Genomic DNA, 14,423 nt, shown 5'->3' with positions numbered 1-14,423 from the left:
AAAGGCCTGGCCACTGCGCTGGCCAGATGAATTTTCAGGAGCAGGCATGCTGGACGTTACCAGAGAACTGGTTGAATTAATGGATCTTGCGCCTATTGGCGATGATCATTTCCAGGGACAGAGTGAAGACCTGGGTTTTCCCAACCTCTTCGGTGGGCAGGTGCTGGGCCAGGCCCTGATGGCCACCACCCGCACCATTGAAGACCGCATGCCCCACTCCATGCACGCGTATTTTCTGCGGCCCGGCAACGCCAGGGCGCCCATTGACTATGAAGTGCAGCGGGTCCGTGATGGTGGCAGCTTCTCGGTGCGCAGGGTGATCGCCCGGCAGGAAGGCAAGGAGATCCTCACCGGGTCTGTCTCTTTCCAGGTAGAGGAAGATGGTTTCGATCACCAGATCGACATGCCGGATGTACCCGATCCCATGTCACTGAAGACGGAGCAGGAGCTGAACCGGGAGCTGCTTGACCGGGTTCCCGAGAAGTTCCATAGCCAGCTCACCCGTAACCGACCCATAGAAATCCGGCCGGTTGACCCCGTCAACCCGCTGGACCCGGACAAACGATCGCCACACAAGCAGAGCTGGTTCCGTGCCCAGGGGGAGCTCCCGGATGACCGCATCCTGCACTGCTGCCTGCTGGCCTACGCATCGGATTTCGCGTTTCTCGGCACTTCCCTGAACCCCCATGGCGTTACCTTCATGACACCGAGCATGCAGGTGGCCAGCCTGGACCACGCCATCTGGTTCCACCGGGACCTGCGTATGGACGACTGGCTGCTGTATGACAAGGACAGCCCCAGTGCTGCGGGTGGCCGTGGTTTCAATCGGGGCAGCGTGTTCAACCAGGATGGCATTCTGGTGGCCTCCACTGCCCAGGAGGCACTGATTCGTCAGCGAAAGTCTGCGAAGAAATGACGCCCACCGCCGGCTGCCGATGGTAGCAGCTGGCAATCTCCCGACCGGTATCCAGGATAGGTGTCAGAGCGCGGATGTGCCGGCTTCCGGCCGGAGCTGGCTGATCAGGTGAGCCAGGGGTTGTGGTCTGGCAAGTACGTACCCCTGGATCATGTCGCAGTCCATCTCCCGCAACAGTTCTGTGGTTTCCTCGTCTTCGACACCTTCCGCCACCACCTGGTAGCCCAGGCTGTGACACATATCGATGGTGGTCTTCACGATAATGCGGTCATCAATGTGGGACAGCAGGTCGGTAATCAGTGACCGGTCAATCTTCACCTCACAGGCGGGCAGCTGCTTGATATAGGACAGGGACGAGTACCCGGAACCGAAGTCGTCGATGGCCAGGGGAATGCCGGCATGGTCCAGCGAGCGCAGGGTGCGCATGGAGTTGGCGGGATCCTGCATCATGGACGTTTCGGTAACCTCCAGGATCAACCGGCCCCGGTGCTGGTGGTGGCTGGTCATCAGGCGCTGGACAAATAGCGGGAAGTCCCGCTCCCGCAGGTTGTTGGGGGAGATGTTGATGGATACGGTCAGATCCAGGCCGGCCTCCAGCAATACCTTTCGCGCCCCCAGTGCCTGTTCCATGACCCAGCGGGTCAGGGGCCGGATCAGGCCGCTTTGTTCTGCCACGGCAATGAGCTCGTCGGCGAACACTGTCGGTTGGCGTCCCGGCCAGCGGATCAGTGCTTCGACTCCGACAATCTCATTGCGTTTGAGGCAACGTTTGGGCTGGAACCAGAGGGCCAGCTGGTTCTCGTCGATAGCCTTGCGCAGTTCGGTCACCAGGGTGAGCCGTTCAGGGCTGTAGGGATCCCTCGCCGGGTCGTAAAAGGCAAGTCCCTTTTCCCGGGCGATCGGTGTTTCCTGGGCCACATAGGCCTGTCTCACCAGTGTATTGAGGTCCTTGCCGTGGTCCGGGAACAGGGCCACCCCGATACAACAATCCATGGGAACCTGCATGCCCAGGTAATCAATGGGTTCGCGCAGTTGTTCCATGCTGCGGGCGATCTGGCGGGGATTGGCTGAAGCGGCGCCCGCATCCATCAGATAGGCGAAGGTAGACGGCTCCAGCACTCCCAGGCAGTCCTGCTCGTTGGTGCCAATGGACTGTATCCCCGGCAGGTTCCGTGCGATCTGATGCAGGCGCAGGCTGACCAGTTCCAGCAGACGATCGGAGTTGCGGTGGCCCAGGGTCTTGGTAACGGCTGCCAGGTTGTCGAGTTTTACAACGCAGATCGCCCAGCGCCGGCCGGGGCAGAGGTGTAGTTTTTCGCTGGCGTTCAGTTCAAAGCAGGCCCGGTTGGGCAAATGGGTGAGGGGGTCCCGCATGGCCTGGTCCATGACCCGTTGCTCCGCCCTGCGCTGAGCTGACACGGCTGCCAGCTCAGCCTCCCGGGAACGGGTGCGGGACTCTCGCTCCTGGTAGATGCGATTGGCGAGGGCCATGGTGAGCACTGCGGCCTGCAGGGTTGAGCCCAGCTGCAGGCCATAGGTGGTTATAAAACTGTTGGGCAGCAGTCCGTACATGTTGGCGCCGGTGATCAGACAACCCAGGGTCAACGCGCCCCAGGCCAGTGTATAGATACCCGACTGCGGATGGTTGCGCAGCCAGAGCACCGGGCCAATGACGGCCAGCAGCAGGCAGGTCACCAGCCCGACGGCCACCGAGAACCGGACAGACAGGTTGTAGTCGAGAGCCGCCACGCCGATCAGAGCGAGTATGTCGATGTAAAGGGCCGCCTGCACCGCGTAGTAGATCCAGCCGCCTACCTGTTTCAGGCGCAGGAAGGTCCGCGAGAACAGGACAATGGAGATCAGCGCCAGGGGTATGGCGACCAGGATACTGTAGTTCTGTAACGCCGGGCTGCCGGGCCAGAGCACCGGGTAGGTAACGCCTCGCAGGGAGGCCAGCAGTAACAGGAAGCTGGCCGTCGAGGCCAGGTAATACAGGTAGATTTTCTCCCGCAGCGAGACGAACACGACCAGGCTGAACAGGGTGATGGTGACCAGGGTACCGTAATAAAGGGAATGGAGCTGGTCTTCCCGGGACAGTTGCAGGAACAGCTCGTCGGTTTCGAGTAATTGCATCGGCACATGGTGTGCGCCTTCGGTCTGGATTCGCAGCAGAATCTGTTGGTTGGCGCCCGGCTCCCCGACAACGGGGAACAGGAAGTTGGGGTGGGGCAGTGGTCGCTCGTGAAAAGGAAGTCGGTCACCGGTGCGTGTTAGCTCGCCGGGCTTACCCTCGTTCACCAGCCAGAATCGTATGTCGTCCAGGTGCGGGTAGGCGATTTCCAGTATCCGGCGGCTGTGTCCCGGCGCTATCTCCATCCGATACCAGAAGGTGTCCGTTTCATAGCCGAAATTCGGCGTGCGTCCCGGCAGCGTCTGCCAGTCGCCGCTGGCCAGGGCCGCTTCAGGGGAAAGGTTGGCCTGGCCCGGAGCCAGTCGCAGGTACTCGACAGACACCAGTGCCCCGGATGCTGCGCTGGCAGCCCATGCTGAAGGGCCGCACAGGCAGAGCATGGTCAGCAGTGATGTCAGTAGCGCCGTTCGCCGCACAGGAATCCTGTTTTTGGAAGCGTGTCGTGGGGGCAATCTTTCGAACGAGTATCAAGATTACAAAACGCTTACACAAGCGTCATGTTGCCACCAGATGTTGCAGGATAGTGCCAGTGTGTAACGGGATGTTGTGTGACGGGGTTCGCGCTATAGGCGTGCCACCGATCAGCGATCGGTGGACCTTACCTGTTCAAGCCACGCCCTGGCCCAGGGCAGGGCTTCTGCTTCCGGCTCCATGGTCTCCATGGCATCGATACGCAGGGTGTCGCCAACCTTGCGGGCAGCGACTTCCAGCAGGGCCTCCTCCATGAGTTCACCGGCACCGCAAAAGGTGTCTCCGTAGGAGCTGTCTCCCAGTACGATCACGCCGAAAGGCCGGCCTTCCTGCAGGGGCAGGGTTTCCCGCAGCTCGACGTAGAACGGCAGCAGGTTTTCGGGCGCTTCTCCCTGGCCTGTGGTCGAGGTACATACCAGCACCGGGCCGTTGGTGTCAGTCAGGCTGGCAAGCGTGGGTCTTTCGTGTACGGTGATGCGAACGTCCTCGCCGGACAGTTCGTCCCGGAGCTTGCGGGCGGTCATCAGGGCGCCGCCGTAAACGCTGCCCACCAGGATCTGGATCTCGGTCATGGAGTCTTGGCCTCGGCACTGGATTGAGGGGCGTCATCTTAGCCGGGGGCGGACGGCTCCTCAAGCGTCAGACAGAATCCTCGGGGCGGATGGATTGAAGAGCGCGGCAGGGGCAGGTGCGGGCGTCTATACTCGGCTACAAATAAAGGGCGGTTTGTTTCAATTTGGTGTCAGAAATTTTATAGTGCCGCCCTCCAATCTGCTGCATGAGAAACCCGTAATGGCGAAATCATCCGGATTCATGGACCAGGTGCTGACCAGCCAGACGACGGAACGTTACCGCATTGGCATCAGCCTTATTTTCCTCGCAATCGTCGGGTTGGTGGTAACCCAGATCGGCGGTGATATGACCGGCAAGCCGCTATTGGTTGCGGCAGCGGTGATTGCAGGCTATATGGCCATCAACATCGGCGCCAACGACGTGGCCAACAACGTGGGCCCGGCCGTGGGGTCCGGTGCTATCTCCCTGTTTGCAGCGGTGATGCTGGCGGCGGTGTTCGAAGCCGCAGGGGCCATTATTGCCGGTGGTGACGTGGTATCCACCATCAAGGGCGGCATTATCGCTCCTGAGCGACTGGATGACGTGAATACCTTCGTCTGGCTGATGACTGCCGCCCTGCTGGCTGGTGCATTGTGGCTCAACCTGGCGACCTGGATGGGTGCGCCGGTGTCCACCACACACTCAATTGTCGGGGGCGTTCTGGGTGCGGGGATCGCAGCCGGTGGCTGGGGTATTGCGGACTGGTCGGTGATGGCCAAAATCGCCGCCAGCTGGGTGATTTCCCCTGTCCTTGGCGGCCTGATTGCGGCATTTTTCCTCTACGCCATCAAAAGAACGATCCTATACCAGGAAGACCTGGTAGCAAGTGCACGCCGCTTCGTCCCCTGGCTGGTGGCCATCATGGCCTGGGCTTTCGGCACCTACCTGATGATCAAGGGCGTCAAGAAAATCATCTCTGTGGATTTTCTCGGTGCCACCCTGGTGGGCCTGGCTGTGGCGGCGGTTGTGTTCATTCTGGTGCGGGTAAGAGTCAGTCGGCGAGCCGCCACCATGGAAAACAACACCGATGGGGTAAACGCCCTGTTTGTCTGGCCGCTGATCTTTGCGGCGGGGCTGTTGAGCTTTGCCCATGGCGCCAACGACGTGGCCAATGCCATCGGCCCGCTGGCAGCGATCAATGACGCCCTGGCGGCATCCAGCATCGTTTCTGATGCGTCTATCCCGCTGTGGGTCATGATGGTAGGTGCCCTGGGCCTGTCAGTTGGCCTGTTGCTGTTTGGACCCCGGGTGATCAAGGTGGTGGGCTCCGAGATTACCGAGCTGGATAAGTCCCGGGCCTTCTGTGTGGCCCTGTCAGCAGCGCTCACGGTCATCCTGGCTTCCCAGCTGGGGCTGCCGGTGAGTTCAACCCATATTGCCATTGGCGGTGTGTTTGGTGTGGGCTTCCTGCGTGAATACCTCAAGCGCAGCTACGCCAGCCAGATTCATACCATGCTGGATCGTCACGACGAGGAAGAACGGGCCCGGCTGCAGCCTTTCCTGGACGATTTCCGCAATGCCACAGTGGAGGAAATGGAGGCCCTGCTGAAGGAAGCCCGCAAGCACAAGCAGGATATCCCCCTGTCCAAGAAGGAGCGCAAGAGGCTCAAGAAGATCTACCGGGAAGAGCTGGTCAAGCGTTCCCACCTGATCCGTATTGCCGCCGCCTGGGTGATCACCGTGCCGGTGTCCGCAATCCTCGCGGCTATCCTGTACTTCACCATCCGTGGCCTTATGATCTGATCCTGTTCCCGGCAGGCTGGTGTCCAGCAGTCCTGTCGGGGCGGTCATGCCTGTTGGCGTGCGTGAGCGCGGCTGGCCGTGGTGGCAGCGAATACTGCATACTCTTGTCTGTCCTTTCCCTGAACTTTTCCGGAGATGTCTATGAGCACAGCAAATGAAAGTCGCCAGGCGAAGGTGATTGGCGAGCTGAGGGTTTTTATCAAGAAGGTGCTGAGTGATCCCACGGTGGCGGTAAAGTGCGTCGAGGTGGCCCGCAAGCACCGGGGCAAGCCGGATGCCCACCAGTTGGTGGCTGACGAGATCAGTGCCTCAACCACGGTTCGCATTCCCGAGAACTGGAGTGAGGCGGACAGGATGTTCCTGGAGATTCTCGACGACGTACTGGATGATGAGGAAGCGCTTTACTGATTTCGGTGTTTGACCACTGTTGAAGAGGCAGTTTTTGGCAGCTAACTCACATCTACGGGTGATCGGGTGGGTGGGGGATGCTTTTGGAGCAGCGCCATGGATGGCGCGGAGCAAGGCGGGTGCCAGGGATGGCCCCTGAATTGCGGCGGAAAAAGCATCCCCCACCTGCCCGGTCGCCTTCACCATCAGATTTAGTCGACTCCTGTAAACCCCTTCCTCAGGCCCTCTTGGCCACGGGCCCACCCAGCACAGCCTCTGTGTGCTGGTAAAGAATATCCATCTCGTCCTTCAGTCCCGGCACACCAGCCAGTTCTTTCTGCTCTTCCAGGATATCGTGGAGGATATCCTTGGTGGTCAGCGGATTGGCCAGGACCACCCGGAACACAATGCAGGGGAAGTGGCCATAGCGGGCCGGCTCCAGCCGGGTCCGGGAGACAAACGCCTTGCCCCGCTCCCGCTGGGTTTTCTGGATGAACTTGGTGACCCGGTTCAGGCTCATGTTGATGCGTTCGGCCTGTTCCGGGCTCGCCGCAGCCAGGGCCTGCTGCACCCGGGCGGGAGCATAGCGGTAAGTGAGAATGTTCAGTTCCGGTTCGGTGACCAGTTCGAAGTCCGGCTCCTCCCGGATCATGTCCGCAAAGGTGCGGGCCTTCTCGATACCCTGATTGATCAGTATCTCGTAGCCTTCCCGCGCCAGGATCTTCAGGCCTGAGTGGATCAGCATGGCCATGCCCGGACGGGAGCCTTCAAGGGTGGTGCTACCCAGGTCCCGGGATCCCTTGCGGATGATGTACTGGGCGTGGTGTTCCACCGCGCTGGCCATGGTGGGGTCGCGGAACACGACAAGGCCTACCCCCATGGGTACGTAGAGCTGTTTATGGGCATCGAAGGTGACCGAGTCGGCTTTCTCGATGCCCCGCATCAGGTGCGAATGCTGACGAGAGAAGAGGGTCGGCCCACCCCAGGCGGCGTCCACGTGGAAGTGTGCGCCGAACTCCCGGGCGACGTCCGACATGGCTTCCAGCGGGTCGACGTTGCCGGTCTCGGTAGTGCCGGCGATACCGCAAATGGCCATAATCTTGACCTTCTGGCGCTGGAGTTCCAGGCACTTGTCCCGCAGGGCGTCGATCTGGATGCGGTTCTCGTCATCGGTGTCGATGGGGATCAGGGCGTCGCGGCCCAGGCCCAGTACATCGGCGGCCTTGCGCAGGGAATAGTGGCCCCGGCGGGAAACCAGGATGGCGATGCCTTCGTGGCCATAGTATTTGAGCGCCCGGAACAGACCTTCCTGGTGCAGGCCACGGAAACTGCCTTCCGCCGGGAATGCCCGGTTGCGGGCGACCCACAGGGCGGTCAGGTTGGCTATGGTGCCGCCCGAGCACATGGCGCCCAGGGCATGGCGGGGGTCGTGCATCCACTTGCGATAGTAGGCACCATCCTGCTGGTACACCAGCCGGTGAATCATTCCGAGCACCTGGCGCTCCATGGGCGTAAAGGCCTTGGAGGTTTCGGTTTTCACCAGGTTCTGGTTCAGGGCGATCATGATCTTGGACAGCGGCAGCATGAAATAGGGCAGCGCCGAGGTCATGTGCCCGATAAAGCTGGGGGAGGCGGTGTGGACCGAGTTGGCGACCAGCTTGTCCAGCAGGAACTGGGCCTGCTCGGAAACGAAGATGGGTTTTTCCGGGATGGCCGAATCGGCGAAGTACTTCTCCACTTCGCTGAGGTCACGTTCAACCGCGACAATATGTTCCTGCAGGAAACCGGTAAGGTTGCCCGAGATATTCTGGTCGATCCGGCTCAGGGTGGATTCGGGGGCCTCGGGTACGGTAAATACCCGGTACATGGCCTCTACCGACGCCTGGGCTGACTTTTTCTTACCGGTCATACGCGCCACACAGTCAGTGGGATCCCCGGGGCGGTTCCTGATGCCCGGCGAATTCAGCGGAACAATCAACAGGGGTTAGAGTCCTCAACCCCTGTGCGGAACAGGCCCTGCGCTTCGTGGCAGGGTGCTGTCAGTCCGTGTTCAGGGCCGCGTAGTATACGGCGTGATACGGCGACTTGCCAAGCGAGCGTCTGCTCGATGGATGTCGCGGCCGTTAATTCAGACGGCTCAAAGCAGTTCCCGGTGGACCTCCAGAACCGGGGCGTCAATGCGCTGTTCGATGGCTTTCTCTACCTGGTCCAGACGGGCGGTCAGCTGCTGTGAGGTACCGCCGATTGCGACAATCGTCCAGACAGCACTGTCCAGAGCCTCCAAATCGCCGGTCTCGGCCACGGCCAGGTCCGGCTCCTTGCCCCAGATGGCTCGCATGGGAGTGAAAGCCTTGCGCTTGGCCTTCAGGTCCTCAACCCCATACAACTGGAACTGCAGGGTGACAACACCGATATGGGGGGTAATGGTGGCAGGCGCGGGTTCCCGCGCCGCCAGCAGTTGCCGGAACTTCTCAGACATGGGGGGTGGCCCTTTCGATAATGGCGCGGGCGTCTATACCGGCAGGCAAGGCGCCAATGTTGTGCATGCCCTGGCCTGCAATCCGTGATCCACAGTACGCGTCTGCCACTGCAGCGGGAGCGTTGCGTATCAGTAGTGATGCCTGCAGGGATACCGCCAGCCGATCCACCAGGTCCCTTGCCTGGAAGGCGATCTGCTGGGGGTTACCTATGGCAGCGCCGAAATCCTGTTGTAGCTGGTTGACGAAAGCGTCAAAGCGCTGGTCACTGCCTACGGCCAGGTTCACTTCCGCCATGAAGGCATCCAGGCTTTCCGGTGATTTCTGCAGCGCTCTGAGGGTGTCCAGGCACTGTACGTTGCCGGAGCCCTCCCAGATAGCGTTGACCGGAGATTCCCGGAACAGCCTTGGCATGATGCAGTCCTCCATTACACCGCTGCCGCCAATGCACTCCATGGCCTCATAGGCCTGGTTGGGGGTGCGCTTGCAGATCCAGTACTTGCCCACCGGGGTGGCCAGCCGGAGGAGCAGTTTCTCCTGTTCGTTGTCAGTTGCGTCCAGGGCCCGGCCAACGCGCATGGTCAGGGCCATGGCAGCTTCGCTCTCCACTGCCAGGTCCGCCAGTACGTTCTGCATGAGGGGCTGATCACTCAACCTGGCGCCAAACGCGCTGCGGTGATGACAGTGATGCAGGGCCTGGGCGGTGGCCTGGCGCATACCGGATGAGCTGCCCACCATGCAGTCAAAGCGGGTCATGGCCACCATCTCGATGATGGTGGGCACCCCCCGGCCTTCCTCACCGACCATCCAGCCCAGGGCGCCGCGAAGTTCCGCCTCACTGGAGGCATTGGCCACGTTGCCCATCTTGTTTTTCAGGCGCTGGATCTGCCAGGGGTTCTTGGTGCCATCCGGGCGCCAGCGTGGCATCAGAAAGCAGGACAGCCCTCCCGGGGCCTGGGCGAGTACCAGGAAGGCGTCGCACATGGGGGCGGAAACAAACCACTTGTGCCCTACCAGTTCATAGGCCTGGCCCGGGCCCTCCTTGCCGGTGGGCAGGGCGCGGGTCGTATTTGCCCGAACATCGCTGCCGCCCTGTTTCTCGGTCATGGCCATGCCAATGGTGACGGACTGCTTCTCGCTGTCCGGCACGTTGCGTGGGTCGTAGTCCCGGTGCAGGATCTTCGGCGCCCAGAGTTCTGCCAGTTCGGGTTGCTTCATGATTGAGGGCATTGCCGCGAAGGTCATGGTAACGGGGCAGCCATGGGCGGCCTCCACCTGGGTGTGGAGGTAGTACTTGGCGGCCCGGGCGACGTGGGCACCCTCTCCGGGTTGCTGCCACGGACTGCTGTGCAGCCCGTGTTCCATGGCCAGGCGCATCAGTTCATGGTAGGCCGGGTGGAACCGGACCTCATCGATGCGGTGGCCGAAACGGTCATGGGTGTGGAACGATGGTTTGTTGTCGTTGGCCAGGAACCCGAGTTCAATGGTTTCACGGAGCCCGGCCAGCTTGCCAAAGGCTTCCAGTTCCTGCCGGGCCCAGCTGGCCCCTTCGCGCTCAACAGCCTCTTGCAGAGCCTTGTCCTGAAGGAACAGGTTGTAGTTTTCCAGGGCGGGGGGCTGATTCAGCACCTCATGGGTCTGGGCCAGCCAGGGGTCCGGCTCAAAGAGTGTTCCAGGGGTGTTTGGCTGCTTGGCGTTCATGTCGAGCCTCATCGTTGTATCTGTTTGTATTTGTTGTATAAAAAACCAGAATCTTTGGCGCGCAACTGGCGGTTACAAAAAGTTACAAAAAAGCCGTTGCGGCAAGATAGCGCTGTCATCCAAACACGATTATAAAGACGCCAAGGCGCCCATGCACGCAATGCCTCAGGCGCCGAACAGGAAACGGTAGTCGGCCCCGCCGGTGCGCGTTTCATTGAACACAGGGGGCCATTGTCTTGCACTGACGGTCCCCGGGTCTTCGCTGATGGAGAGTAACCATGAGTGAATTCGACGAAAACAGCCTGGAATCTTCCAGCAGCTGGAACGAATCAGAAGACAACCATTCAGTGGCTGGGCGGGCACGAATCAGGGCCCAGCTGGAGGCGGATATCCAGGCTTTCCTGAGTCAGGGTGGCCAGATCCAGGAAGTGGACACCAGTTTCAGAGTGGACGCTCCCCGTAAGGTGGATGTCGGTTTCAACAACCGCAGCCTGTCATAGACACCTTCCCGCTACGCTCCGGTTGTGACAACTTCCAGGGCGTAGCGCACTGACCGGTTTGGGGGCGTCCTGCCGGCCTCCCGTTTTGCCGGTCGATTGCCCGTTCCGGGCCTTTCCCTTTTCCTGGCCACACATACCCTCTTATGTTCCGGTTCATCCCCCGGTAACATCCTGACGTGTATGATAGATGGTTAAACAATCCAGTTATGGAGGCATTCCGTGTTTTCACTCCCGAACCGCCATTACCCCCGGACCCGCCTTCGCAGGAACCGCGTGGACGATTTTTCTCGCCGCCTGGTGCGGGAAAACCAGCTCTGTGTGGATAACCTGATCTACCCGGTCTTTGTGCTGGAAGGGGAGGGGCAACGGGAAGCTGTGCCCTCCATGCCGGGGGTAGAGCGTCTGAGCATCGACCTTCTGCTGGAGCACGCGGAGGAGGTGGTTGCACTGGGTATCCCGGCGTTGGCCCTGTTTCCGGTGGTGCCGGTTGAAAAGAAGGACCTGGAAGGTTCTGGCGCCTGGGACCCGGAAGGCCTGGCGCAGCGTGCCACACGGGCACTCAAGGGGCGCTTCCCGGAGCTGGGTGTGATTACCGATGTGGCTCTCGACCCCTTTACCACCCATGGCCAGGACGGCATTCTCGATGAGAACGGTTATGTGCTGAATGACCGCACCGTGGAAGCCCTGGTGAAGCAGGCATTATCCCATGCCGATGCGGGCGCTGATATGGTGGCGCCCTCGGATATGATGGATGGTCGCATAGCCGGGATCCGTGATGCGCTCGAGGCCGCTGGCCACGTGAACACCCGTATCCTCGCCTATTCCGCCAAGTATGCTTCTTCCTACTATGGTCCGTTCCGGGATGCGGTAGGCTCCGCGGGTAATCTTGGCAAGGGCAGCAAGGAAACCTACCAGATGGACCCTGCCAACAGTGATGAGGCACTGCATGAGGTGGCCATGGACCTGGCTGAAGGCGCTGACATGGTCATGATCAAGCCGGGCATGCCTTACCTGGATATCGTCCGCCGGGTTAAAACAGAATTGCAGGTGCCCACCTTTGTGTACCAGGTCAGTGGTGAATACGCCATGCACATGGCGGCTGCCCAGAATGGCTGGCTGGATGGTGACAAGGTGATGATGGAAAGCCTGGTGGCCATGCGCCGTGCCGGTGCGGACGGTATCCTGACCTATTTTGCGGTGCGGGCAGCGCGCTTGTTGAAGGGGGACTGACATGGCCATGAATCCGGTTCCGGAGGTGAGCAAGGTTGGCGAAGTGGCTGCCGTACCCGAGCCGGTGGAAGTGCCGGAGCAGGTGCTGGACCTCACCGCCCGGGAGAACTACTTCAACCGGGAACTCAGCCACCTGCAGTTCAACTACCGGGTGCTGCAGCAGGCGCTGGATGAGCACCATCCGCTGATAAACCGGCTGATCTTCCTGTGCATTTTCAGTTCCAACATGGACGAATTCTTCGAGATCCGTGTTGCCGGCCTGCGTCAGCAGATGAAGTACGGTCGCGAGATGGTGGGGCCTGACGGCATGTTACCCGAACAGGTGCTGGCGGAAATCAGCCAGGTGGCCCATGCGTACATCAGCGAACAGTACGACATTCTCAACAAGGTGCTGATTCCCGAGATGGAGCAGCAGAATATTCATTTCGTCCGGCGCCGGGACTGGACCCCGGCCCAGGCGGACTGGGTGCGTCAGTACTTCGAGGATGAAATCCTGCCGGTGGTCAATCCCATCGGGCTGGACCCTTCACATCCGTTCCCCCGCCTGGTGAACAAAAGCCTGAACTTTATCGTCGAGCTGGACGGCAAGGATGCCTTCGGTCGCGAGACGGGTATGGCCATTGTGCCGGCGCCCCGCTCCCTGCCGCGACTGGTGCGATTGCCGGACGACGTCTGCGACGGGGGCGACAACCTGGTGTTCCTGTCGTCCATGATCCACGCCCATGCAGACGAGCTGTTCCCGGGTATGGAGATCAAGGGTTGCTATCAGTTCCGCCTGACCCGGAACGCGGACCTCGAGCTGGAAGACGACCTGGAAGACCTGGCCTCGGCTTTGCGGGGCGAGCTGCTCAGTCGTCGCTTTGGTGACGGTGTGCGCCTGGAGGTGGCGGACAACTGCCCGGAGGAGCTGGTCCAGTTCCTGTTGCATCAGTTTGGCCTCACCGAGCGGGATCTCTACAAGGTTCACGGGCCCGTGAACCTGACCCGGCTGATGGCGGTCAGTGGCCTGGTGAATCGGCCTGACCTGACCTATCCGGGCTTCTCTCCGGCATTGCCGAAGCAGATCCGCAACAAGGAAGTGATCTTCGACGCCATCCGCAAGCAGCCCATTCTCATGCTGCACCCCTATGAAAGCTTCACCCCGGTGATCGACTTCCTGCGCCAGGCCGCCAAGGACCCGCAGGTGCTGGCGATCCGCCAGACCCTTTACCGTACCGGCGCGGATTCCGAGATTGTCGAGGCTCTGATGGACGCCGCCCGCCGTGGCAAGGAGGTAACCGCTGTCATTGAGCTGAGGGCCCGTTTTGATGAAGCCGAAAACCTGGAACTGGCCAGTCGCCTGCAAGAAGCTGGCGTGGTGGTGGTCTATGGCGTGGTAGGCTACAAAACCCACGCCAAGATGATCCTGATCGTGCGCCGTGAAGAAGGGCGCCTGAAGCGCTATGTGCACCTGGGTACCGGTAACTACCACGCCGGCAATGCCCGGCTGTACACCGACTACAGTTTCCTGTCTGCCGACGATGCCCTTGGCGATGACGTCAACAAGCTGTTCCAGCAGCTCACTGGCATGGGCAAGGCCCTGAAGATCAAGAAGCTCTTCCATGCACCCTTTACCCTGCACAGGCGTATCATCGAACTGATCGACCGGGAGGCGGAGTATGGTGACAAGGGTCATATCATCTTCAAGTTCAATGCGCTGACCGACCCGGGGGTGATGCTTGCCCTTTACCGGGCCTCCCAGGCCGGGGTAAGGATTGACCTGGTCATTCGGGGCATCTGCTGTCTGCGCCCCGGCGTTCCGGGCTTATCGGAGAACATCCAGGTCCGTTCTATTGTGGGGCGCTTCCTGGAGCACACCCGGGTCTACTGGTTCGGCAATAACGGCAAGCCGGAAGTCTACTGCTCCAGCGCTGACGGCATGGTCCGCAACCTGGTGAACCGGGTTGAGGTGGCGTTCCCGGTGGAGGACAAGGACCTGGTCGCACGACTGAAAGATGACCTTGATGCCTGTTTACGTGACAACTGTCAGAGCTGGGTCTTGCAGCCCGATGGCCGTTACCTGCAAAATCAGCCGGCACCGGGCGAAGAGCGCTTTGCGTCCCAGTTGGTCCTGCTGGAGCGTCTGACGACCAAGTGATCATCCCCGGATTCATCGCCCGCCCGTTAGCGATTCCCCCAGTGCTGCTGTGGAGTCC

Annotated in this window: 11 protein-coding genes; 6 read left to right on the top strand and 5 right to left on the bottom strand. The window is 60.7% G+C overall.

Annotated elements, in window-relative coordinates; all coding sequences use genetic code 11:
* Nucleotides 1-46: 46 nt before the first annotated feature.
* Nucleotides 47-916, top strand: a complete 870-nt coding sequence (locus BM036_RS13590) for an acyl-CoA thioesterase (RefSeq protein WP_091853240.1) — start codon at nucleotides 47-49, stop codon at nucleotides 914-916.
* A 63-nt stretch (nucleotides 917-979) separates the two neighbouring features.
* On the opposite strand, the gene BM036_RS13585 is transcribed toward BM036_RS13590, so the two are convergent.
* Nucleotides 980-3,523 (bottom strand): EAL domain-containing protein, encoded by a 2,544-nt coding sequence (locus tag BM036_RS13585; protein WP_091853239.1) that lies wholly within the window; start codon nucleotides 3,521-3,523, stop codon nucleotides 980-982.
* Nucleotides 3,524-3,688: 165 nt separating this feature from the next.
* Nucleotides 3,689-4,150 (bottom strand): flavodoxin domain-containing protein, encoded by a 462-nt coding sequence (locus tag BM036_RS13580; protein WP_091853237.1) that lies wholly within the window; start codon nucleotides 4,148-4,150, stop codon nucleotides 3,689-3,691.
* Between the two features lie 220 nt (nucleotides 4,151-4,370).
* On the opposite strand from BM036_RS13580, the gene BM036_RS13575 reads away from it, so the two are divergent.
* A complete protein-coding gene (locus BM036_RS13575) occupies nucleotides 4,371-5,933 on the top strand; it encodes an inorganic phosphate transporter (protein ID WP_091853235.1) in 1,563 nt (520 codons plus the stop codon).
* 141 nt (nucleotides 5,934-6,074) lie between these two features.
* Nucleotides 6,075-6,341, top strand: a complete 267-nt coding sequence (locus BM036_RS13570) for a hypothetical protein (RefSeq protein ID WP_091853233.1) — start codon at nucleotides 6,075-6,077, stop codon at nucleotides 6,339-6,341.
* 217 nt (nucleotides 6,342-6,558) lie between these two features.
* Here BM036_RS13570 and panP read toward each other — a convergent pair whose 3' ends face one another.
* The 3 genes from panP to BM036_RS13555 all read right to left on the bottom strand — a co-directional run bounded on the left by panP (nucleotide 6,559) and on the right by BM036_RS13555 (nucleotide 10,498).
* Nucleotides 6,559-8,229, bottom strand: a complete 1,671-nt coding sequence (panP, locus tag BM036_RS13565) for a pyridoxal-dependent aspartate 1-decarboxylase PanP (RefSeq protein WP_091853231.1) — start codon at nucleotides 8,227-8,229, stop codon at nucleotides 6,559-6,561.
* A 228-nt stretch (nucleotides 8,230-8,457) separates the two neighbouring features.
* Nucleotides 8,458-8,799: a DUF503 domain-containing protein gene (locus tag BM036_RS13560; RefSeq protein WP_091853229.1), complete on the bottom strand. Its 342-nt coding sequence runs from the start codon at nucleotides 8,797-8,799 to the stop codon at nucleotides 8,458-8,460.
* The gene (locus tag BM036_RS13555) at nucleotides 8,792-10,498 is read right to left on the bottom strand and encodes an isovaleryl-CoA dehydrogenase (protein WP_091853287.1); all 1,707 of its coding nucleotides are present in this window, start codon (nucleotides 10,496-10,498) and stop codon (nucleotides 8,792-8,794) included. The genes BM036_RS13560 and BM036_RS13555 overlap by 8 nt, the downstream gene beginning before the upstream one ends.
* 278 nt (nucleotides 10,499-10,776) lie before the next feature.
* Between BM036_RS13555 and BM036_RS13550 the strand changes: the two genes are divergently transcribed.
* From BM036_RS13550 to ppk1, 3 genes are all read left to right on the top strand, one after another.
* Complete coding sequence (locus BM036_RS13550) at nucleotides 10,777-10,998, top strand: hypothetical protein (protein WP_091853227.1); 222 nt, start codon at nucleotides 10,777-10,779, stop codon at nucleotides 10,996-10,998.
* Nucleotides 10,999-11,217: 219 nt separating this feature from the next.
* On the top strand, nucleotides 11,218-12,228 hold the full coding sequence (gene hemB, locus BM036_RS13545; protein ID WP_091853225.1) for a porphobilinogen synthase: 1,011 nt from the start codon (nucleotides 11,218-11,220) through the stop codon (nucleotides 12,226-12,228).
* A gap of 7 nt (nucleotides 12,229-12,235) precedes the next feature.
* Nucleotides 12,236-14,365, top strand: a complete 2,130-nt coding sequence (ppk1, locus tag BM036_RS13540; protein WP_091853285.1) for a polyphosphate kinase 1 — start codon at nucleotides 12,236-12,238, stop codon at nucleotides 14,363-14,365.
* The last annotated feature ends 58 nt before the right edge of the window (nucleotides 14,366-14,423 follow it).

The organism is Marinobacter segnicrescens (genome assembly GCF_900111555.1).
Classification (GTDB): Bacteria; Pseudomonadota; Gammaproteobacteria; order Pseudomonadales; family Oleiphilaceae; genus Marinobacter; species Marinobacter segnicrescens.
The sequence above is the reverse complement of the archived record's forward strand: the minus strand, read 5'-3'. Positions and strand labels throughout refer to the sequence as shown.